Annotated in this window: 16 protein-coding genes and 1 tRNA gene; 10 read left to right on the forward strand and 7 right to left on the reverse strand. The window is 64.9% G+C overall.

Features of this window, described 5'->3' with window-relative positions; all coding sequences use genetic code 11:
- The first annotated feature begins 197 nt into the window (after positions 1-197).
- Complete coding sequence (locus API01S_RS14330) at positions 198-2,093, forward strand: LTA synthase family protein (protein WP_061304956.1); 1,896 nt, start codon at positions 198-200, stop codon at positions 2,091-2,093.
- Positions 2,094-2,196: 103 nt separating this feature from the next.
- On the opposite strand, the gene fahA is transcribed toward API01S_RS14330, so the two are convergent.
- Together fahA and hmgA are read right to left on the reverse strand one after the other, a co-directional pair.
- Positions 2,197-3,516, reverse strand: a complete 1,320-nt coding sequence (gene fahA, locus API01S_RS14335; protein ID WP_050729529.1) for a fumarylacetoacetase — start codon at positions 3,514-3,516, stop codon at positions 2,197-2,199.
- Between the two features lie 108 nt (positions 3,517-3,624).
- Complete coding sequence (gene hmgA / locus API01S_RS14340) at positions 3,625-4,923, reverse strand: homogentisate 1,2-dioxygenase (RefSeq protein ID WP_050729528.1); 1,299 nt, start codon at positions 4,921-4,923, stop codon at positions 3,625-3,627.
- 159 nt (positions 4,924-5,082) lie between these two features.
- On the opposite strand from hmgA, the gene API01S_RS14345 reads away from it, so the two are divergent.
- On the forward strand, positions 5,083-5,997 hold the full coding sequence (locus tag API01S_RS14345; protein ID WP_050729527.1) for a LysR family transcriptional regulator: 915 nt from the start codon (positions 5,083-5,085) through the stop codon (positions 5,995-5,997).
- A gap of 11 nt (positions 5,998-6,008) precedes the next feature.
- Here API01S_RS14345 and API01S_RS14350 read toward each other — a convergent pair whose 3' ends face one another.
- The 4 genes from API01S_RS14350 to mutM form a co-directional block, all read right to left on the reverse strand.
- Positions 6,009-6,227, reverse strand: coding sequence for a DUF2783 domain-containing protein (locus API01S_RS14350; protein ID WP_174544680.1), 219 nt, complete (start codon positions 6,225-6,227; stop codon positions 6,009-6,011).
- 16 nt (positions 6,228-6,243) lie between these two features.
- Positions 6,244-7,923: an FAD-dependent oxidoreductase gene (locus tag API01S_RS14355; protein ID WP_061304958.1), complete on the reverse strand. Its 1,680-nt coding sequence runs from the start codon at positions 7,921-7,923 to the stop codon at positions 6,244-6,246.
- Positions 7,924-8,041: 118 nt separating this feature from the next.
- Positions 8,042-8,995 (reverse strand): MBL fold metallo-hydrolase, encoded by a 954-nt coding sequence (locus API01S_RS14360; protein ID WP_006221679.1) that lies wholly within the window; start codon positions 8,993-8,995, stop codon positions 8,042-8,044.
- A 137-nt stretch (positions 8,996-9,132) separates the two neighbouring features.
- Positions 9,133-9,960, reverse strand: coding sequence for a bifunctional DNA-formamidopyrimidine glycosylase/DNA-(apurinic or apyrimidinic site) lyase (gene mutM / locus API01S_RS14365; protein ID WP_006221678.1), 828 nt, complete (start codon positions 9,958-9,960; stop codon positions 9,133-9,135).
- Between mutM and API01S_RS14370 the strand changes: the two genes are divergently transcribed.
- Both API01S_RS14370 and lolB read left to right on the forward strand, forming a co-directional pair.
- Positions 9,959-11,845, forward strand: a complete 1,887-nt coding sequence (locus API01S_RS14370) for a tetratricopeptide repeat protein (RefSeq protein WP_006221677.1) — start codon at positions 9,959-9,961, stop codon at positions 11,843-11,845. The genes mutM and API01S_RS14370 overlap by 2 nt on opposite strands.
- Entirely contained in the window at positions 11,845-12,447 is a 603-nt protein-coding gene (lolB, locus tag API01S_RS14375) for a lipoprotein insertase outer membrane protein LolB (RefSeq protein ID WP_006221676.1), read from the forward strand. The genes API01S_RS14370 and lolB overlap by 1 nt, the downstream gene beginning before the upstream one ends.
- Positions 12,448-12,576: 129 nt before the next feature.
- Here the strand turns inward: lolB and API01S_RS14380 are convergent, their stop codons facing one another.
- On the reverse strand, positions 12,577-14,163 hold the full coding sequence (locus tag API01S_RS14380; protein WP_084802429.1) for a BCCT family transporter: 1,587 nt from the start codon (positions 14,161-14,163) through the stop codon (positions 12,577-12,579).
- Positions 14,164-14,336: 173 nt separating this feature from the next.
- Between API01S_RS14380 and betI the strand changes: the two genes are divergently transcribed.
- The 6 genes from betI (at position 14,337) to API01S_RS14410 (ending at position 20,330) form a co-directional block, all read left to right on the forward strand.
- Positions 14,337-14,966, forward strand: coding sequence for a transcriptional regulator BetI (gene betI, locus API01S_RS14385; protein ID WP_006221674.1), 630 nt, complete (start codon positions 14,337-14,339; stop codon positions 14,964-14,966).
- A gap of 11 nt (positions 14,967-14,977) precedes the next feature.
- Positions 14,978-16,444, forward strand: a complete 1,467-nt coding sequence (gene betB / locus API01S_RS14390; RefSeq protein WP_061304959.1) for a betaine-aldehyde dehydrogenase — start codon at positions 14,978-14,980, stop codon at positions 16,442-16,444.
- Positions 16,445-16,554: 110 nt separating this feature from the next.
- Entirely contained in the window at positions 16,555-18,228 is a 1,674-nt protein-coding gene (gene betA, locus API01S_RS14395; protein ID WP_061304961.1) for a choline dehydrogenase, read from the forward strand.
- 32 nt (positions 18,229-18,260) lie between these two features.
- A complete protein-coding gene (ispE, locus tag API01S_RS28850; RefSeq protein ID WP_082306080.1) occupies positions 18,261-19,160 on the forward strand; it encodes a 4-(cytidine 5'-diphospho)-2-C-methyl-D-erythritol kinase in 900 nt (299 codons plus the stop codon).
- 1 nt (position 19,161) lies between these two features.
- Positions 19,162-19,238, forward strand: a tRNA-Gln gene (locus tag API01S_RS14405).
- Positions 19,239-19,379: 141 nt separating this feature from the next.
- Positions 19,380-20,330 (forward strand): ribose-phosphate pyrophosphokinase, encoded by a 951-nt coding sequence (locus API01S_RS14410; protein WP_006227587.1) that lies wholly within the window; start codon positions 19,380-19,382, stop codon positions 20,328-20,330.
- Positions 20,331-20,460: the final 130 nt, after the last annotated feature.

The following is a 20,460-nucleotide window of genomic DNA, read 5'->3' on the forward strand; positions in this document are numbered from 1 at the left end:
CCGGCCAGTTTCGATCGAAATACGATGTCGTACAACGAGCGTCGGAACGATAACGCTGCCCGCCCCGCCAAACCGCGTTAATCTTTGCCCGTTTTCAATTTCGGTTTACGAGGCGGCATGGTTTTGCTCGGCATGGACGGCGGCATTCTTTCACTATTGGCGGCGAACGCGATCCGCCCCTTGCGGAGGTTTGTCGCATGCGTCGCCTGACACTTCGATTCATTCTCGCCGTCCTGGTGCTGCTGACCTTGTCGCGGCTGGGGCTGTCGTTCTGGATGTGGGACCGCGTGCAGGCCGCGGGCGGTTTGTGGCCGGTGCTGCTGGGCGGGCTGCGCATCGACGTCTGCCTGCTGTCGATGGTGATTGCGCTGCCTGCCGTGCTGTCGCCGTGGTTCGGGCATCGCCCGCTGGCGGCGCGCATCACCGCGTGGTGGTTCCGCATCTGGTGGATGCTGTATGTGCTGCTGGAAGTGTCCACGCCGCAGTTCATTGCGGAATACGACACGCGGCCGAACCGGCTGTATTTCATCTACCTGCTCAATCCCAAGGAAGTGGGATCGATGCTGTGGCAGGGCTACAAGGGCGTGCTGCTGGCCGCATTCGTGGTGCTGGTGGTGGCGGCCTGGCTGGCGTTCAAGATGTTCCCGACGCGTACGCGCGATGGGTTCATGGCGTGGTGGAAGCGGCCGATTGCGTCTTTCGTGATCCTGGCGCTGGTGGTGTTGGGCGCGCGCGGCACGCTGGAGCACCGTCCCATCAACCCGGCCAAGGTGGCGTTCAGCTCGGATTCCATGGTCAACGCGTTGGCGCTCAATTCGCTGTACAGCGTGTTCGACGCGGCCTATCGCATGCGCGACGAACGTTCGTCGGCCGCGATGTACCCGCGGATGCCGGTGGACCGCATGAACGCCATCGTCCGCGAAAAGGCCGGCCTGACCGGCGAGCCGCTGGACGCGCGCTATCCCAGCCTGCATGAACAGAAAGCCACGGTGCGGCGCGACAAGCCGCTGAACGTGGTGATCATCCTGCAAGAGAGCCTGGGCGCGCAGTACGTGGGCAGCCTGGGCGGGCGCGATCTGACGCCCAACATCGATCGTCTGTCCAAGGAAGGCTGGATGTTCCATCGCGCCTACGCCACGGGCACGCGCTCCGTGCGCGGCATCGAAGCGGTGACGGCGGGTTTCCTGCCCAGCGTGGCCGACGCGGTGGTCAAGCTGCCGCGTTCGCAGACGGGGTTTTTCACCTTGGCGCAGGTGCTGGGCAAGCATGGTTATCACTCGCGCTTCGTGTATGGCGGCGAGTCGCACTTCGACAATATGCGCGCGTTCTTCCTGGGCAACGGTTTCGACGAAGTCGTGGATCGTCCGAAGTTCGTGAACCCGGTATTCGAAGGCTCGTGGGGGGCGTCCGACGAAGACATGTTCAATCAGGTCGACCGCCTGCTGCGAGCCGATGGCGACAAGCCCGTCTTCACGCTGGCGTTTTCCGTATCGAACCATTCGCCCTGGGAATATCCGGAAGGCCGCATCAAGCCGGTGGGCGACCCCGCCACGGTGGACAACACGGTGCGCTATGCGGATTGGGCGCTGGGGCAATTCTTTGATAAGGCCAGGCAGGCGCCGTACTGGGACAACACGGTGTTCCTGGTGATCGCCGACCACGATTCGCGCGTGTATGGATCGATCCCGGTTCCGGTGCGCCACTTCCAGATTCCCGCCTTGTTCCTGGGCGCGGGCATTGCGCCGCGCCAGGACGAGCGGCTGGTCAGCCAGATCGATATGGCGCCCACGCTGCTATCGCTGATCGGGCTGGACAACGTCAATCCGATGTTGGGCGCCGACCTGACGCAACGCGATCCGAACCGCGCGATGATGCAGTACGCCGACAATTTCGGATATCTGCAAGGCGACAAATTGCTGGTGCTGGAGCCGGCCAAGCCGCCCCGTGAATTCCGCTACGAAGCCGCGCCGGTGGGCAAGGACGAAGTCTATGCGCCCATCGAGCCGGCGGACCCGGCCTTGACCGACGAGGCGCTGGCGCATGCCTTGTGGGCAAGCTGGGCCTATCGCGAAGAAAAATACCGGTTGCCCTGACAAGCACCGGCAGCCCAAGAAAAACGTAAGGCCGCGCGAGCGGCCTTACGTGTATTCGGTCGCAGCGCCGCGCCTGATGGTGGCGCGTTGCGCGATGTCCGCCTTACAGCTTGGCGGGCAAAACCTGGCCGACGGACTGGCCGAAGCCAATCTTCGGATAGCCTGCCTTCACGCAGGCGGCCCGCATGATGATCTGGTCGCCGTCTTGCAGGAACGTGCGCTTCTCGCCCCAGGGCAGGTCGATCGGCGACTTGCCGCCGTGGCTCAGTTCCAGCAGGGAACCGGCTTCGGACGGTTGCGGGCCGGACAGCGTACCCGTGCCCAGCATGTCGCCCGGTTGCAGGTTGCAGCCGTTGACCGTGTGATGCGCGATCAATTGCGCCACGTTCCAGTAAGCGTCGCGGAAGTTGCTGCGCGACAGCGTCACGGGCGGCGTCTTGGCTTCACGCGATTGCGCGGTGGTCATCAGCACTTCCAGCTGCACGTCGTAAGCGCCCTTGGCGCGGTTCGCGTCGGACGCCAGATACGGCATCGGTTGCGGCTCGGACGGGCCACGGTTCCACTGCGTGCGGAACGGTTCCAAAGCTTCCATCGTGACGATCCACGGCGAAATCGTCGAGGCGAAGTTCTTGGACAGGAAGGGGCCCAGCGGCTGGTATTCCCACGCCTGGATGTCGCGTGCGGACCAGTCGTTCAGGATGCACAGGCCGAAGACGTGTTGGTCGGCGTCGGCCAGGTCGATGCGGTCGCCTTGCGTGTTGCCGGTGCCCACGAAGATGCCCAGTTCAAGCTCGTAGTCCAGTCGTGCGCAGGGGCCGAATTGCGGGGCCTCGCCCTCATTGGCGGGGCGAGTTTGGCCGACGGGGCGCGGAAACTTCTGGTCCACGCCGATGCTGGAGGCGCGGCCGTGATAACCGATAGGCACCCACTTGTAGTTGGGCAGCAGCGGATTGTCCGGACGGAATTGCTTGCCGATGGCGGTGGCGTGGTGCAGCGAGATGTAGAAGTCGGTGTAGTCGCCGATGCGCGCCGGGGTGGTGTACTGCGCGCTGGCTTGCGGCACCAGCAGCGGCTCGATGGTTGCGCGCAACGCGGCGCCTTCGCGCAAGGCGCGCGACAAGGCCAGTCGCAGCGCGCTCCAGTGGGCCTGGCCCAGCGCCATCAACGCATTCAGGCTATCGCTGTCGCAGGCGGCCAATGCTTCGGCGGCCAGGCCTTCGAACGGCGCTTTGGCCGCCAGCGCGGCCAGGTCCAGGATCTGGTCGCCGATGGCCACGCCGGGGCGGAACGACTCGTTCGAATCCTTGCGGCGGAAGGCGCCGTAAGGCAGGTTCTGCACCGGGAAATCCGACGCGTCGGCGTTGGCGCTGGCGACCCAGCTCTTCAAGGACGGGTCGTGGGTTTCGTTGATCGTGGTGGTCATGGCTGCATGTCTCTTTGATAAGTGTGGGTGGCCGGCAAGCCGAATGAATGCCAAACGGCGATGCGCTTGCGCGCATCGCCGTGAACGTGGATCAGCGAGGGCTCGCCGTCACGCCTTGTTGGGGTTGAAGTGCTTCACGATGCCCTGCCAGCAACGGTAGTAGTCGTTCTGCAATTGTCCCGAGGCCAGCGCCTGCGCGGTCGGGCGTATCACCCGGCGCGTTTCGAACATGAACGCCATCGTATCGCGGATGTAGTGGGCGCTGTGGGTATCAGCGTGCGAGGCCTTCTCGAACGTTTCGGCGTCGGGGCCGTGGCCGCTCATGCAGTTGTGCAGGCTGGCGCCGCCGGGCGCGAAGCCTTCGGCCTTGGCGTCGTACACGCCCTGGATCAAGCCCATGAATTCGCTGGCGACGTTGCGGTGGAACCAGGGCGGACGGAAGGTGTCTTCCATGGCCAGGATGCGCGGCGGGAAGATGGCGAAGTCCATGTTGGCCGTGCCCGGGGTGTCGGACGGCGCGGTCAGCACGGTGAAGATCGACGGGTCCGGATGATCGAAGCTGATCGATCCGATGGTGTTGAAGTGGCGCAGGTCGTACTTGTAGGGGGCGTGCGTGCCGTGCCAGGCCACGACGTCCAGCGGCGAATGATCGATCGGGGCGCGCCAGAAGCCGCCCGTGAATTTTGCGATCAATTCGAAGTCGCCTTCGATGTCTTCGTACCAGGCCACAGGCGTCTTGAAGTCGCGTGCGTTCGCCAGGCAGTTCGAACCGATCGGGCCCAGTTCCGGCAGGCGCAAGGCCGCGCCGAAGTTCTCAAGCATGTAGCCGCGCGCTTCGGCGTCCAGCAGTTCGACGCGAAAGCGCACGCCGCGCGGAATCACGGCGATCTCCAGCGGCTCAAGGTCGATCAGGCCCAGTTCGGTGGCCAGGCGCAGCCGGCCCTGTTGCGGCACCAGCAGCAGTTCGCCGTCGGCGTTGTAGAAGTAGCGGCCTTGCATCGAACGGTTGGCCGCGTACAGATGGATGGCGACGCCGCCCTGTTCGTCGGGGCCGCCGTTGCCGCCCCAGGTCTTCACGCCTTCGAGGAAGTCGGTGGGCGCTTGGGGAATGGGCAGGGGGCTCCAGCGCAGCTGGTTGGGGGTGACGGGGCCGTGGCCGAACGTGCTTTCCCAGCCGGCCGCGCCGCCGAACGGTTCGAAGGGCTTGTGCTGCGCGCCCGGGCGGATGCGGTACAGCCAGGAACGCCGGTTCTCGTTGCGCGGCGCGGTGAAGGCCGTGCCGGACAACTGTTCGGCATACAGGCCATAGGGGCATTGCTGCGGCGAATTGCGACCTACGGGCAGCGCGCCGGGCAGGGCCTCGGTGGCGCAGTCGTTGCCGAACCCGGTCAGATATTGCAGTTCCATGAATTCCTCCTGTGGCGGCGCGGTGCGTGGCCGCGCGGTCGGTATGAGAGCCGGGGGGGCAAAGCCCGAGGCGATCCGTCATTGTCGGAAAAAACACCCCATACGGCTATGGGAATGCAAAAATACAGACTATAAATTTTGTGAATAGTAGGGGGCGCGATGGCCGAGCTGCGCAACGTCGATTTGAATCTGCTGATCCTGTTCCAGCACCTGCTGGAAGACCGCAACCTGTCGGCCGTGGCGCGCCGCATGGACCTGACGCAGCCGGCCGTCAGCAATGCGCTGCGCCGTCTGCGCGAGGCATTCGGCGATGAACTGTTCGTGCGTACCGGCCAGGGCATGCTGCCCACGCCCCGGGCGCAGCGCCTGGCCGGCCCGGTCAGCGAGGCGCTGACCATGCTGACGCAGGCGTTGCAGGACCAGGACGTGTTCGACGCCGCAACCAGCAACCGGCGCTTTCGCGTGGCGATGACGGACGTGGGCGAAATCCACTTCATGCCGCGCCTGATGGAAGTGTGCGTGCAGGTGGCGCCGCATGTGCGCATCGATTCCGTCCGGGTGCAAGGCCCGGACCTGCCGCGCGAAATGGAATCGGGCCGGGTCGATCTGGCGATAGGCGCGTTCGATGAAATGGGGGCGGGGACGCTACAGCGCATGCTGTTCCGCCAGGGTTACGCCACCCTGTTCCGGCAGGCGCATCCGACGGCGCATGCGGGCATGGGCATCAAGGCGTTTCGCGGCGAGCGCCATCTGATCGTGTCGCGCGCCGCGCCGTACGGGCAGGTGAACCAATCAATGGAGCGCGCCGGGATCGTGCTGGCCGAACATTTCAGCGTGCCGCATTTTTCTGCCGTGCCTTATATCGTCAGTGCAACGGATCTGCTGGCCACCGTGCCCGAAAAGCTGGCGGCCAGTGCCGCGCCGCCCTTTGGCCTGCGCTTCATGACGCCGCCCGTGAAGGTGCCGGCGCTGCAAACGAATCTGTATTGGCAGCGCCGCGTCGACCGGGACAGCGGCAACCAATGGCTGCGCGCCTTGATCGTCAATACCTTCGGCGTGGGCGGCGGACGATAGGGGCGGCTAGGCTATTGCGTGGCCACCTCTGACTGGGTCAGCACCGAGGCTCGGGCCAGCTGCAAGGCCTCGCGCAGCAGGGCGACATCGCCCAGGTGGTTGGCCAGCAGCAGGATCAGCGCCGCGTTCAGCTCCTGGCTTTGCTCATTGCTCAGGTCGCGGTGCGTTTCGATCAGCGCTTCGTAAAAGTCGTCGGGCGCGCTCAGGTTGGTGTCGGTAATCAGCATGATGGGATGACCTCTGGGTTCACGCGTGGCCCGTGGCCCGCTTGACGGCGGCGGCGAGCGCGTCGGCGTTGAAGGCGCGCCAGCGCGCGGCGATGTGCTGGTCGGGGCGGATCAGGTAGGCGGTGCCGGCTTGGGCGTCGTAGCGCTTGGACAGGCATCCTTCCACGTCCGCCACCACGGGCAGGTCGGCAGCCAGACCCGAAACATCACACTGCGGGTCCACCACCAGCACCGTCTTCACGGGCACCGCGCCCAGGCGCAGCGCTTGCAGCGCGGACTGCGTATCGCTGTCCGGCAGCGCGCTGCCGCAGAAGAGGGCCAGCACGAAGCCGCCGTCCAGTTGCGCCATCCACCAGTCTTTTTCGCCGTTCAACGTGATCGGCGCGTCCAGCGCGACCGCGCCGGGCACCATGCGGCCGGTGAACGCGTCGGTGTCTGGCGTGTTCAGCGGCGACGCCGTATACGTGGCGGGCAGCGACAAGCGGCCGCTGTTCACCAGCGAGCGGGCGAAGGGATGCGTCTTGGCCAGGTTCAGCACGGCGTTGCGGAAGCTGCGGCTGATGTCGCTCTTGGGGGTGATGAAATCGGTGGCGCGCGACGAGTTCAGGATGTTCTCGTCGGCGGCGTATTCCCGCTCGTCGCTGTAGCTGTCGATCAGCGCGTCCGGGGCCAGCCCAGCCAGCACCAGCTTGAGCTTCCAGGCCAGGTTCTCGGCGTCCTGTACGCCGCTGTTGGCGCCGCGTGCGCCAAATGGCGATACGCGGTGCGCGGAGTCGCCGGCAAACACCACGCGGCCGTGGCGGAACTTGTCCATGCGTTCGCACGCGAAGGTGTAGACGCTGACCCATTCCAGGTCGAATTGCGCGTCGGGCCCGAGCAGGGCACGGATGCGCGGCAGCACGTTTTCCGGCTTGACGGCTTCTACGGGGTCGGCGTTCCAGCCCAGCTGAAAGTCGATGCGCCAGACGTTGTCCGGCTGGCGGTGCAGCAGTACGGACTGGTTGGGATGGAAGGGCGGATCGAACCAGAACCAGCGTTCGGTCGGAAAGTCGGCCTTCATCCTGACGTCGGCGATCAGGAAGCGGTCGCGGAAGATGCGGCCATGGCTTTCCTGGCCGATCAGCTTGCGCACCGGCGAGCGCGCGCCATCGCAGGCGACCAGCCAGTCGGCGTGCAGGGCGTATGGGCCTTCGGGCGTTTCGATCGTCAGGTCCACGCCGTTGTCGGTCTGCACAACGGCCGCGATCTTGTTTTTCCAGCGCAGGTCGATATTCGGTTCCTGGCGGGCCTGCTCGTACAGATACCCTTCGGCGTAGTACTGCTGAAGGTTGATGAAGGCGGGGCGGCGGTGGCCGGGTTCGGGCAGCAGGTCAAAGCGCCACACTTCCTGTTCGCGGAAGAACACCTTGCCCACGTTCCACGACACGCCCTTGTCGATCATGCGCTGGCCGACACCCAGGCGGTCCCAGATCTCCAGCGTGCGCTTGGAAAAACAGATGGCGCGCGAGCCGGTGGACAAGCGGTAATCGTCATCCAGCACCACCACGCGCACGCCTTGGCGCGCCAGGTCCAGCGCGGTGGTCAGGCCGACCGGGCCTGCGCCCACCACCACGACCTGATGGCGCGGGGCCGCGCCGGCGCTCTGGTCGGCGTGTTTTTCATAGGCGAACTCCATCGCCTGAAAGTCGATGTCTCCCACGGTTGTCTCCTGTGTGGGTCATTTTGTTTTTATGCGCGAAGCCGCGCGCCGTCTTCGCGACGCGCGTCTTCGGTTCTTGCTGCAATCGGTCAGGGCCGCGCGGGGCGGCCCGGCGGGATCAGCCCTCCAGCTGCGCCCACATTTCCAGGTCGCGCTTGTCGGTCCAGATGCGCGGGTGCGTGTGGCCCGAGGCCTCGTCATAGGCGCGCGACACGTCAAACGGCATGCAGTGATCGAAGATGACCCAGTCGCTATAACGCGGCTTCATGAAGTCGTAGACCTCGCGGTAGATGGTCTTCAGGTCTTTGCCTTCGGCCACGCCGCGATTCACGGCGCCGTACAGATCGGTCAGGAACGCGCGGGTGCCGGCCAGGCCCTGGCGCACTTCGGTGGCGTTCTTGAGCGCCGGACCGCGTCCGGGCACCATCTTTTCGGCTTCGAAGCCGGACAGCGCGTCCAGCGTGCTGGGCCAGTCGCGGAAGTAGGCGTCGCCGCAATACGGGGTGGACTGGTATTCGACCAGATCGCCCGCGAACAGGATCTTCTGTTCCGGCAGCCAGGCGATGGTGTCGCCCTTGGTGTGGCCGCGGCCCACTTGCAGCAGCTTGACTTCAAGGTTGCCCAGGTTGACGGTCATTTCGCCCTTGAACGTCATCGTCGGCCAGACCAGGCCCGGCGGGATCGATTCGGCGTTGCGGAACAGGCGGGGGAAGCGGCCGATTTCGCTGGCCTTGTCCTGTTCGCCGCGTTCGACGATCAGGTCGTAGGTGTCGCGGCTGGCCAGGATTTCCTGGGCGTTATAGGCAGAAGCGCCGAACACGCGCACGGCATGGTAGTGCGACAGCAGGATGTACTTGATGGGCTTGTCCGTCACTTCGCGGATGCGGCGGATCACGTCCTGCGCCATGACCGGCGTGGCCTGGGTGTCGATCACCATGACGGCCTCGTCGCCAATGATCACGCCCGTATTGGGATCGCCTTCGGCGGTGTACGCGTAGGCGTTGTCGGACAGTTTTTCGAACGAGACGACCTTGTCGTCCATGTCGGCGTGCGAGGCGAATTGCTTGCTCATGGAGGCTCCTTCCACTTTTATAGGAATAGATGTGTGGAAGGAATATAGCGTGGCGTTAGTGTTTGTGCAATACGTTCGCTATAAACAAATGGTCGATGCTTTACAGGGATTTCCCCAGTAATTTCAGGATGTTGGGCTTAGTTCCTTTGGCACTTGGGGCAGTAGTAAGTGGCTCGCTGGCCCTGGACGAAGCGTCGGATGGGGGTTTCGCAGACGCGGCAGGGTTTGCCTTCGCGTTCATAGACGGCGGCATGGATGTCGAAGTACGCGCCCGGCTCGCCGGTGGCGCCAACATAGTCGCGCAGCGTGCTGCCGCCTGAGGTCAGCGCGTCGGCCAGCGTGGCGCGCACCATGTCGGCCAGCCGTTCGCAGCGCGCCAGCGACAATTTGTTGGCGGGCGTCTTGGGGTTGATGCGGGCGCGGAACAGGCTTTCGGATGCGTAGATATTGCCCACGCCGACGACCGCCATGCCCGCCAGCAGCACCTGCTTGATGGCGGCGCCATGATTCTTGAAGTGCCGGTGCAGCCACGCCCCGTCAAAGCGCGGGTCGAAGGGCTCGATGCCCAGCTTGGCCAGCAACGGGTGCGCGTCGATGGGGCCGTCGGCGTCGGCATGCCACAACACCGCGCCGAAACGGCGAGGGTCGTGCAGGCGCAGCACCGCGTTCTCGAATATCCATTCGACATGGTCGTGCTTGCGCAGGAATTCCCCGGGCGCGACGCTGCGCAGGGATCCGGACATGCCCAGATGCACGATCTGGGTGCCGTGTTCGAACCGCAGCAGCAGGTACTTGCCCCGGCGCGCGCACTCCAGCACGTCGCGCCCGCCGATCAGGGCGGGCAGGTCGGTCGGGATGGGCCAGCGCATGCGGGCTTCGTGGATGACCAGGCGCTTGAGCGTCCGGCCGGTGATGACGGCGTCGATTCCTCGACGCGTGGTTTCGACTTCAGGCAGTTCCGGCATGAGCCAGTGTAAGATCATCAATTGCGTGTACGAAGATTGTGCCATCAACCGGACGGGCCGCGTGAAGTCGTCTTTCAAACAAATGAATATCGGGATCGCCGTGTTGGCGCTTGCGCTAGCAACAGGTTTTGCGCTGCCAGCCCAGGCGGCCGACAGCCGGACGCGTGATGCGACCGGGCCTCGTATGGCCCCGCAGAACCGCCAGCCAGAAACCGAGGTGATCCGCCTGCGGCCGGGCCAACTGCCCTATGTCTCGCTGACCGCCGACATCTTCTATCGCGTCCTCGCGTCAGAGATCGCCGCCCAGCGCGGCATGTACGGCACGGCGGCAACCACCATGGTCGGCCTCGCCCGCGACACGGGAGACCCCCGCCTGGCGCGTCGAGGCCTGGAATTCCAGCTGGCCGGTGGCAATCTGGCCGGCGCTCTGGACGCCGCCCGGGTATGGGCGCGCCTTTCCCCGAATGACATCGAAGCCAGCTCCACCGAGCTGGCGCTGGCTGCCGCCAACGGCCAGACCAAGGGTCTGGCCCAGGCGCTGCGCAACCGCATCGACTCCTCGCGCGACAAGCCGGCTGCCATCGGGCAGGCGCTCGCCGTACTTAGCCGCCTGAACGACCGCCGCCTGGCGCTGCGCATTCTTGACGAATCCTTGAGCGACAACGTGCGCAAGCTGCCCGCCGCGCACCTGGCGCTGGCCGATGTGGCCTCTGCCGCTGGCGACTACGAACGCGCCACGCAGGAATCGCGCGCCGCCCTGGCCGCCGATCCCAAATCCGAAGCCGCCGCCCAGCGCCTGCTGGAATACGGTTCCAAGGTGGATCCGCAGCGCGCCCAGACCGAAGCCCGCGCCTACATCAACCGCCACCCCAATGCCCGCAAGGTCCGCCTGATGCTGGCGGGCCAACTGGCCGATAGCGGCGACTACAACGGCGCGCTGACCGAACTGCAAGCCATGTCGCGGCGGTCGCCGGAAGACTTCGACCTGCTCTTCATGCAGGCCCAGTTGGCTTACAAGGCCGGCCAGTTGCAGCAAGCCAAGACGTTGTTGCAGCAGTACCTTGACGTGCAGCAGCAGCGCCAGCGCGCCACCGTCCCGGGCGCGACCGACGCCGGCGCGGCCGCGGCGGACGCGCACGTGCTGCTCTCGCGCATCGCCGAAGACCAGGGCAACTACGACGAGGCCATCAACGAACTGGGCCGCATCGACGACCCGACGCTGCGCTATTCCGTCCACATGCGGCAAGCCGCGCTGCGCGCCAAGAGCGGCCGCGTCAATGACGCGCTGGCCATGATCGACGCCGCGGGCCCGCAAGACGACGAGGAACGCACGCTGGGCGTGTTGACCAAGGCGCAGATCCTGCGCGACGCCGATCGCGTGCCGCAGGCGGTCAGCACCCTGGAAGCCGCCGACCAGGCGCTGCCGGACACCGTCGAAATCAAGTACGAACTGGCGATGCTGTACGAACGCCAGAACCGGCTGGCCGACCTGGAACGCATGCTGCGCCAGGTCATCGCGCTGGACCCGGACCACGCCCACGCCTACAACGCCTTGGGCTACACGCTGGCTGACCACAACCAGCGGCTGCCCGAAGCGCTGGACCTGATCACCCAGGCGCTTGAACTGTCGCCGAACGATCCGTTCATCCTGGACAGCATGGGCTGGGTCAAGTACCGCATGGGCGAATCCGAATCGGCCGCGCAATATCTGCGCCGCGCCTACAGCGTGCGCCCGGAAGCCGACATCGCCGCGCATCTGGCCGAAGTGCTCTGGAGCCAGGGCAAGCGCGATCAGGCCGTCGAGTTGCTGCGGGTGGCGCTGATGAAGGATCCCAAGAACAAGACCGTCCAGGACGTGATCAAGCGCTTGGGGATCAATCTGTGATGTTGACGGCAATGCGACGCCTGCCCGGCATGATGGCCGGCTTGCGCTGGGCGCTGCTGGCATTGCTGGCGGCCACGCTGGCCGCTTGCACCACCACGCCCAAACCTATCGAAGGCGCCAGCGCCGATGCGTTCTCTCGCATCGGCCGCTTCGCCATTACGGTCAACGAAGAAGGCGGCAAGCAAAATGCCGTGCAGGGCGGTTTCTCGTGGTCGGACGACGGGCGGCGCTATGTGCTTGACCTGACCAACCCACTGGGTTCGACCGAAGCACGCGTGGAAGGGCGGCCCGGCGCGGCCAGCCTGACCAAGGCCGACGGCACGCGCCTGGAAGCCAACAACCCCGACGCCTTGGCCGAAGAAGCCTTGGGCAGCAGCATGCCCGTGTCGGGGCTGCGAGACTGGCTGCGCGGCAAGCTGCCGGCTGACCCGCAAGCCTCGGAAGTCACGCGCGACGACCTGGGCCGGCCGACGGCGTTCGAACAAGGCGGTTGGCGCGCGAACCTGTCGCGCTACGACAACCTGGGTCCGCAGATGCTGGTTCTGCAACGCCAGGAACCGGGCCGCCGCATCATGGTGCGGCTGGTGGTCAATCAGCCTTGAGGCGCGCGGGCGGGTGTTCAACCCGCCTTCAAAAGCTGGGGCTGGCGCTGGATCCGGCTTGGCATCACTAGACCGGTGGCCAATGAAAACCCAGGCATCGCGCCTCGCGCGGCCCATCCACGCAGTGCATCAGCGCGTGGCGGTTTGGCGGCTGGGTTCGGGATTGTCACGGGCCAGCGATCGATACAGGCTCGCCATGTAGGCCAGCAAGATCACCGAGAAAGGCAGGCCGCACAGCACCACGGCGGTCTGCATCGCGTTGAAGTTGCCCGCCAGCAGCAGGCCCACGCCCAGCATGGTGGTCAGCGCGGCCCAGAACACCCGCAGCCAGATGGGCGCGTCCTGCCCGGCGTCGGCATTGCGCGCGGACAGGTTCGCGATCATCAGCGTGCCGGAATCGACCGGCGTCAGAAACAGCATGAACGCCATCACCACGCCGACGCCCGCCACCCACTGCGTCATCGGCAGATATTCCATCAACGTATAGAACGCCATCGGCGGATTGGCCAAGGCCATCTGGCCCAGCGCCGCCGCGCCGTCGTTCAGCACCAGGTTGATGGCGGTATTGCCGAAGATCGACAGCCACGCCAGCGTGAAGCCCAGCGGCACCAGCATCACGCCGAAGATCAGCTCGCGGATGCGCCGCCCGCGTGAAATGCGCGCGATGAACATGCCCACGAAAGGCGCCCAGCCGATCCACCATGCCCAGTAGAAGATGGTCCAGGAACTGGTCCAGCGCACGGCGTTCAGGTCATACAGGTACAGGTCGAAGCTCTTGCCCAGGAACGCGCTGAGATAGTCGCCCACGTTCTGCACCATGCCGTCGAGCAGCAGGCGCGTGGGGCCGGTCAGGAAGACGAACAGCAGCAGCAGGCACATCAGCGCGGTGTTGACGTTGGACAGGATGGCGATGCCGCGCTTGATGCCCAGCGCCGCCGCGCCCGTGGCCACGACCATCATGACGATGACGATGGGCACCTGGGCCGCGGCCGTGTCGGGCACGTTCAGCAGATACGTCAGGCCTGCGTGCAACAGCAACGCGCCCAGCCCCAGGTTGGTGACCATCGAGACGATCGTGGCCAGCACGCCGAAGCCGTCCACGGCGTGGCCCACGGATCTGGGCAAGGGCTTGTCCGTCAGCGCCTGCAAAGGGGAACGCAGCGCCAGCGGCTGCTTGTGGCGGTAGGCAAAGTAGGCAAGCGCCGTGGCGGTCAGCGCGTAGAGCGTCCAGCCATGGATGCCCCAGTGCAGGAAGGTCAGCGTCAAGGCCTGGCGCGCCGCCTCGCGCGTGGCGCCCGCGCCGGTGGGGGGCATCAGGAAATGGTCCAGGGGTTCGTAGACGCCGTAATAGACCAGCGCGATGCCGATGCCGGATGAGAACAGCATGGACACCCAGGACAGATAGCTGAATTCCGGGGGCTCGTCGTCATCGCCCAGCCGCAGCGCGCCGTGGCGCGACAGGGCCAGCCACAGCGCAAAGCCTACGCTGACCGTCATCGCAAGCATGTAGTACCAGCCAAAATGCGACGCCACCAGCAACTGCGCCGCTTCAAGCCAGGTCTGCGAGGCAGCGGGCTGCCAGATGAGCAGGGCGCCGATCAACAGCACGGCGCCGGACGCACAGAGGAAAACGACGGGGTTGGTCTGCGCAAGCCATCCGCGCCTGCCCGGCGCGGCCCCTCTCGGCTTCGCCGAAGTGATCTGATCATGCCGCACCGCTGTCTCCCAAGTGGTGATGCTGCCGTGATGCTGCCGGGATGCCTTCCGATGTGTCTGCGGCACCTTACCGTTTTTATATTGAACGATCAATCAATATAAATTAGACTCGACCGCACTCGGCGGCCAGCCCTCATGCGGCCGCCATGCCACCCGTCGGAGCCCCACCCAATATGCCAAAAGTCGGAATGCAGCCCATTCGATGCAACCAGCTCATTCAGGCCACGCTTGAATCCATCGATCAGGTCGGGTTGGCCGAAAGCTCCATCGCGCACATCGCCCGCGCGGCGAAATTGTCCACGGGCATCATCAGTCATTACTTCGGCGACAAGGACGGCCTCCTGGAAGCGTCCATGCGGGAATTGCTGCGCAACCTGCGCGATTCGGTCTCGCGCGCGCGCCTTGCCGCGCAGCCAGACGCCCGCTCGCAACTGCGCGCCATCATCGACGGCAACTTCGTGCCCACGCAGGTTTCGCGCAGCGCCATGCGGGCGTGGCTGACGTTCTGGGCCGCCAGCATGCACCAGCCGCGCCTTGGCCGGCTGCAACGCGCCAACGACCGCCGCCTGCAATCCAACCTGTGTTGCCAGTTCCAACGCGCATTGCCGCTGGCGCAAGCGCGCGAGGCCGCGCGCGGCCTGGCCGCCATGATCGACGGCCTGTGGCTGCGCGGGGGGCTGATGGGCGCCGACTTTGCCGGCGAACAAGCGCGCGCCGTTGCGTACGACTACGTGGACCTGCTGCTTGCACGCAGCCAATCCGAGGGCGGACCGGCTCTGGGCCCGCCCTCACTTCGACAATAGGAAGATCCCTCATGCCCTTGCCCATCCAGCAACTCTATATCCATGGCCGGCGCACCAACGCCATCAGCAGCAAGACCATCACAACGGTGAACCCCGCCAACGGCGCGGTGTTGGCGGAAGTGCAGGTGGCCGCCCGGCAGGACATCGACCGCGCTGTCGCCAGCGCGCAGGAAGGGCAAAAGGCGTGGGCTGCGCGCACCCCGGCCCAGCGCGCGCAAGTGCTGTTGCGCGCCGCGCAATTGCTGCGAGCACGCAATGATGAGCTCGCTGAACTGGAGACGCTGGATACCGGCAAGCCGCTGTCCGAAACCCGTACTGTCGATATCGCCACCGGCGTGGACGTCATCGAGTACTACGCGGGGTTGGCGGCGGCGGTGCAGGGCATCCAGGTGCCGCTGCGCGATTCCAGTTTCTTCTACACACGGCGCGAGCCGTTGGGCGTGATTGCCGGCATCGGCGCATGGAACTATCCCGTCCAGATCGCCATGTGGAAGTCGGCCGCGGCGCTGGTGACGGGCAATGCGATGGTCTTCAAACCGGCCGAAATCACGCCGCTGACGGCGCTCAGGTTGGCCGAGATCTACACCGAAGCAGGCCTGCCCAACGGCGTTTTCAACGTGGTGCTGGGCAGCGGCCGCGAGATCGGCGACTGGCTCACCGGCCACCCGGGCATTGCGAAAGTGTCGTTCACGGGCGGTGTGGATACGGGCAAGCAGGTCATGGGCGTGGCGGCGGCATCGCTCAAAAGCGTCACCTTGGAATTGGGCGGCAAGTCCGCGTTGATCGTGATGCCCGATGCGTGTGTCGAGCGCGCGGCGGACATCGCCATGATGGCGAACTTCTTCAGCTCGGGCCAGGTGTGCACCAATGGTACTCGCGTCTTCGTTCACCACTCGCAAAAGCCGGCGTTCGAAGCCGCCGTGCTGGAGCGCGTGGCGCGCATGCGTATCGGCGACCCCTTCGATCCTCGCACCAACTTCGGGCCCCTGGTCAGCGCGGCTCACATGGATCATGTGTTGAGCTGGATCGAAATCGGCAAGCGCGAGGGCGCCAGACTGCTGGCGGGCGGTGAGCGGCTGACGGACGGCGCGCTGGGCAAGGGCGCTTACGTGGCGCCCACCGTATTCACCGACTGCGACGACAGCATGGAGATCGTGCAGGAAGAAATCTTCGGCCCCGTCATGAGCATCCTGTCTTTCCAAAGCGAAGACGAAGTCGTGCAGCGCGCTAACGACAGCCGCTATGGGCTGGCGGCGGGCGTGGTCAGCAACGACCTTGCCGCCGCGCACCGTATCGCGCATCGCTTGCAGGCAGGCATCTGCTGGATCAACACCTGGGGCGAATCGCCCGCGCAGATGCCGGTGGGCGGCTACAAGCAGTCTGGCCTGGGACGCGAAAACGGCTTGGACGCGCTGGCGCAGTACACGCAGACGAAATCGGTGCAGGTCGAACTCGGGCCTTACGCCTCGGTGTTCTGATCGATCCGGCGCATCGGCGCACCGGCGCACCGGCGCCCGGTATATCGCCACGACGGGCGCCCCGCTTGCTGCCGGGCGGCCCGTTTTCTGTACGCATTGAGGGGGAGACAATGTCCATCAAGCGCGAATACGACTACATCATCATCGGCGCGGGATCGGCGGGCAACACGCTGGCGACGCGGCTGACCGAAGATCCTGGCACCACGGTGCTGTTGCTGGAAGCGGGCGGGCAGGATCACCGCTTCGATTTCCGCACGCAGATGCCGGCCGCACTGGCCATGCCCTTGCAAGGCACGCGCTACAACTGGGCGTACAAGACCGACCCGGAGCCCCATCTGAATGGCCGGCGTCTGGATTGCGGACGCGGCAAGGGCCTGGGGGGTTCGTCCTTGATCAACGGCATGTGCTACATCCGTGGCAACGCGCTGGACTATGACCACTGGGCGCGTGTCGACGGGTTGGCGCATTGGGACTACCTGTCGTGCCTGCCGTATTTCAAGAAGGCGGAAAGCCGTGACGTTGGCGCTTGCGATTATCACGGCGACGATGGGCCCGTCAGCGTCACCACGCCCAAGGCCGGCAACAACCCCTTGTTCGACGCCATGATTTCCGCGGGCGAGCAGGCGGGCTACGCGCGTACGCAAGACATGAACGGCTATCAGCAGGAAGGCTTCGGGCCGATGGACCGCACCGTCACGCCGCGCGGGCGTCGCGCCAGCACGGCGCGCGGCTATCTGGACCAGGCGCGCGGGCGCGCCAACCTCACGATCGTCACCCGCGCCTTGACCGATGTGATTCTGTTTTCCGGGCTGCGCGCAGAAGGCGTGGCCTGGGAACAGCATGGCCAGTATCACCGCAGCTTCGCGCGGCGCGAGGTGCTGCTGTGCGCGGGCGCCATCGCGTCGCCGCAGATCCTGCAACGCTCGGGCGTGGGCGCGGCGGCCTTGCTTCGCGGCATGGGCATCGGCGTGCGGCACGAGCTGCCCGGCGTGGGTGAAAACTTGCAGGATCACCTGGAGCTGTACGTGCAGTACGAATGCAAGCAGCCCGTGTCGCTGGCCCCGGCGCTCAAGCTGCGCAATCAGCCTGCGATCGGCGCGCAGTGGCTGTTCACGGGCAAGGGCATCGGCGCCAGCAATCACTTCGAAGCGGGCGGCTTCATACGCAGTCACGATGACTTCGCGTGGCCGAACCTGCAATATCACTTCCTGCCTGTTGCCATGAATTACAACGGCTCCAAGCCCATCAAGGTGCATGGCTTTCAGATGCACGTGGGTTCCATGCGTTCGCCCAGCCGGGGGCGCGTGCATATCCGTTCGCGCTCGCCGCACGACGATCCCAGCATCCTGTTCAACTACATGTCGCATCCACAGGACTGGCGTGAATTTCGCGCGGCGCTGCGCATCACGCGCGAACTCTTTTCGCAACCGGCGCTGGCGCCGTATGCGGGCCGCGAAATATCGCCGGGCGAGGGCTTGGAAAGCGATGCGCAACTGGACGCCTTCGTGCGCGCGAACGCTGAGACGGCCTATCACCCGTCATGCTCGAACAAGATGGGCGCGGCGTCGGATCCGATGGCGGTGGTAGATGGCTATGGGCGCGTGCATGGGCTGCAAGCGCTGCGCGTGATCGATGCGTCCATCATGCCGGACATCGTGACGGGCAACCTGAATGCGCCCGTCATCATGATGGCGGAAAAGCTGGCGGATCATCTGCGCGATCGGCCGCCGCTTGCGCGCATCGACGTGCCGTATTACACGGCGCAGGGGCCGGCGCGTGGCTAGAATGTGGGCTTGTCCCGCACCGGTTGTCTTTTGTGACTCTGTACGACGTTCCTGCTCCCGCCAAGCTGAACCTTTTCCTGCATGTGGTGGGCCGTCGCGCTGACGGCTACCACTTGCTGCAAACCGTTTTCCGCTTCATCGACCTGTGCGACACGCTGCATTTCGACGCGCGTGCTGATGGCGTCATCAGCCGCGCCACTGAACTTGCCGGCGTGTCCGAAGATGACGACCTGACCTTGCGCGCCGCGCGTGCGCTGCAACGCGCGACCGGCACGCGCCAGGGCGTGCAGATCGGCCTGGAAAAGCGCATTCCGCAGGGCGGCGGGCTGGGCGGTGGTTCGAGCGATGCGGCCACTGTGCTGATCGCATTGAACAAGCTGTGGAACACCGGCCTTACCCGCCGCGAGCTCATGGACCTGGCGCTGCCGCTGGGCGCAGACGTGCCGGTGTTCGTGTTCGGGCAATCGGCTTTCGCTGAAGGCGTTGGCGAAGCGCTGACCGCCGTGACGCTGCCTGATCGCGCCTATCTGGTGGCGCAACCAGACACCAGCGTGCCGACTGTTGGAATATTTTCCGCACCCGATTTGACAAGGGATTCTTCTTACATCACAATAGCGGACTTTCTTGCTTCGCCAACTTTTTCCTTCGGGAAAAATGATCTGGAGCCGGTAGTTCACCGTCTTTATCCTGAAGTGCTCAGGGCATCGCGGTGGCTTGCAGAGCAGGGTTACCCTGTACGCATGTCGGGATCAGGCGCGTGTTTATTCGCCGAATTCTCAGAACTTTCCGAAGCCGTTTTGGCGAAAACAGAAATATCCGCTATAATGCGCGGCGCTGTTGAAACAAACAGCACAACGCATCCACGGTTTCGGTTAGTGCAGGCATGTACTGGGTTAACTGAACATCCGTTGCGGAATTGGATTGCAAGATAGTTGGGGAGTCGCCAAGCTGGTTAAGGCACCGGATTTTGATTCCGGCATGCGAAGGTTCGAATCCTTCCTCCCCAGCCAACCGAATACATAAAAAAGCTGTTGAACACGCCTGTAAGACACTGGCCCGGGTTCAGCAGCTTTTTTATTTTCCGGATCCGCTGGTGTTTTCACCCCGCATCACCTCGTTAGTGTCTTACAACGACCATCGCATCATCCATCATGGCAAACGATAGCTTCATGATCTTCACGGGCACGGCCAACACTCGGCTGGCCGTGGACGTAGTCAACCACCTCGATATGTCCCTGGGCAAGATGACCGTCGGTCGCTTCTCAGACGGCGAGGTGATGGTCGAAATCAACGAGAACGTGCGTGGCAAGGACGTCTTCGTCCTGCAACCCACCTGTGCACCCACCAATGACAACCTGATGGAAATCATGGTCATGGTCGATGCGCTGCGCCGCGCCTCCGCGGGCCGCATCACCGCCGCGATTCCGTACTTCGGCTACGCCCGCCAGGACCGCCGCCCGCGTTCGGCGCGTGTCGCCATCTCGGCCAAGGTCGTCGCCAACATGCTGCAAGTGGCTGGCGTTGACCGCGTCCTGACGATGGACCTGCACGCTGACCAGATCCAGGGTTTCTTCGACATCCCCGTGGACAACATCTACGCCGGTCCGATCTTGCTGGGCGACATCTGGCGCCGCAATTTCTCGAACCTGGTCGTGGTGTCCCCGGACATCGGCGGCGTGGTTCGCGCCCGTGCGCTGGCCAAGCAGCTGGAAGCCGACCTGGCCATCATCGACAAGCGTCGCCCGCGCGCCAACGTGTCGGAAGTGATGAACATCATCGGTGAAGTCGACGGCCGCACCTGCATCATCATGGACGACATGGTCGACACCGCCGGCACGCTGTGCAAGGCGGCCCAGGCCCTGAAAGACCGCGGCGCCGGCGCCGTTTACGCCTATTGCACGCACCCCGTGCTGTCGGGCGGCGCCATTGACCGCATTGAAGCGTCGGAACTGGACGAACTGGTCGTCACCGACACCATCCCGCTCTCCGAGCAAGGCCAGGCCAGCGGCAAGATCCGCCAGCTGTCGTGCGCCGCGCTGCTGGGCGAGACCATCCTGCGTATCTCGAACGCGGAATCGGTCAGCTCGCTGTTCGTCGACTGACGCGCATTCGCGCCGGTCGGGCCACAGCCCAATTTGGTTTTTGCACCTTGCTGGTCGCGGCAAGGGGCAATCAACACGGCGCGCATGTTGCGCGCCGTGCGTTAACAGGTGAAGTCTCTTCACCTTATTT

Source organism: Achromobacter piechaudii NBRC 102461, assembly GCF_001571245.1.
Lineage (GTDB): Bacteria > Pseudomonadota > Gammaproteobacteria > Burkholderiales > Burkholderiaceae_B > Achromobacter > Achromobacter piechaudii.

Bases quoted from the DNA above. Each gene is read 5' to 3' on its own strand.
- API01S_RS14410 (WP_006227587.1), top strand. From the start codon at position 19,380: ATGGCAAACGATAGCTTCATGATCTTCACGGGCACGGCCAACACTCGG.
- API01S_RS14360 (WP_006221679.1), bottom strand. From the start codon at position 8,995: ATGAGCAAGCAATTCGCCTCGCACGCCGACATGGACGACAAGGTCGTC.
- betB (WP_061304959.1), top strand. From the start codon at position 14,978: ATGCCCTTGCCCATCCAGCAACTCTATATCCATGGCCGGCGCACCAAC.
- fahA (WP_050729529.1), bottom strand. From the start codon at position 3,516: ATGACCACCACGATCAACGAAACCCACGACCCGTCCTTGAAGAGCTGG.
- API01S_RS14370 (WP_006221677.1), top strand. From the start codon at position 9,959: ATGAGCCAGTGTAAGATCATCAATTGCGTGTACGAAGATTGTGCCATC.
- hmgA (WP_050729528.1), bottom strand. From the start codon at position 4,923: ATGGAACTGCAATATCTGACCGGGTTCGGCAACGACTGCGCCACCGAG.
- API01S_RS14330 (WP_061304956.1), top strand. From the start codon at position 198: ATGCGTCGCCTGACACTTCGATTCATTCTCGCCGTCCTGGTGCTGCTG.
- betA (WP_061304961.1), top strand. From the start codon at position 16,555: ATGTCCATCAAGCGCGAATACGACTACATCATCATCGGCGCGGGATCG.
- mutM (WP_006221678.1), bottom strand. From the start codon at position 9,960: ATGCCGGAACTGCCTGAAGTCGAAACCACGCGTCGAGGAATCGACGCC.
- lolB (WP_006221676.1), top strand. From the start codon at position 11,845: ATGTTGACGGCAATGCGACGCCTGCCCGGCATGATGGCCGGCTTGCGC.
- API01S_RS14345 (WP_050729527.1), top strand. From the start codon at position 5,083: ATGGCCGAGCTGCGCAACGTCGATTTGAATCTGCTGATCCTGTTCCAG.
- betI (WP_006221674.1), top strand. From the start codon at position 14,337: ATGCCAAAAGTCGGAATGCAGCCCATTCGATGCAACCAGCTCATTCAG.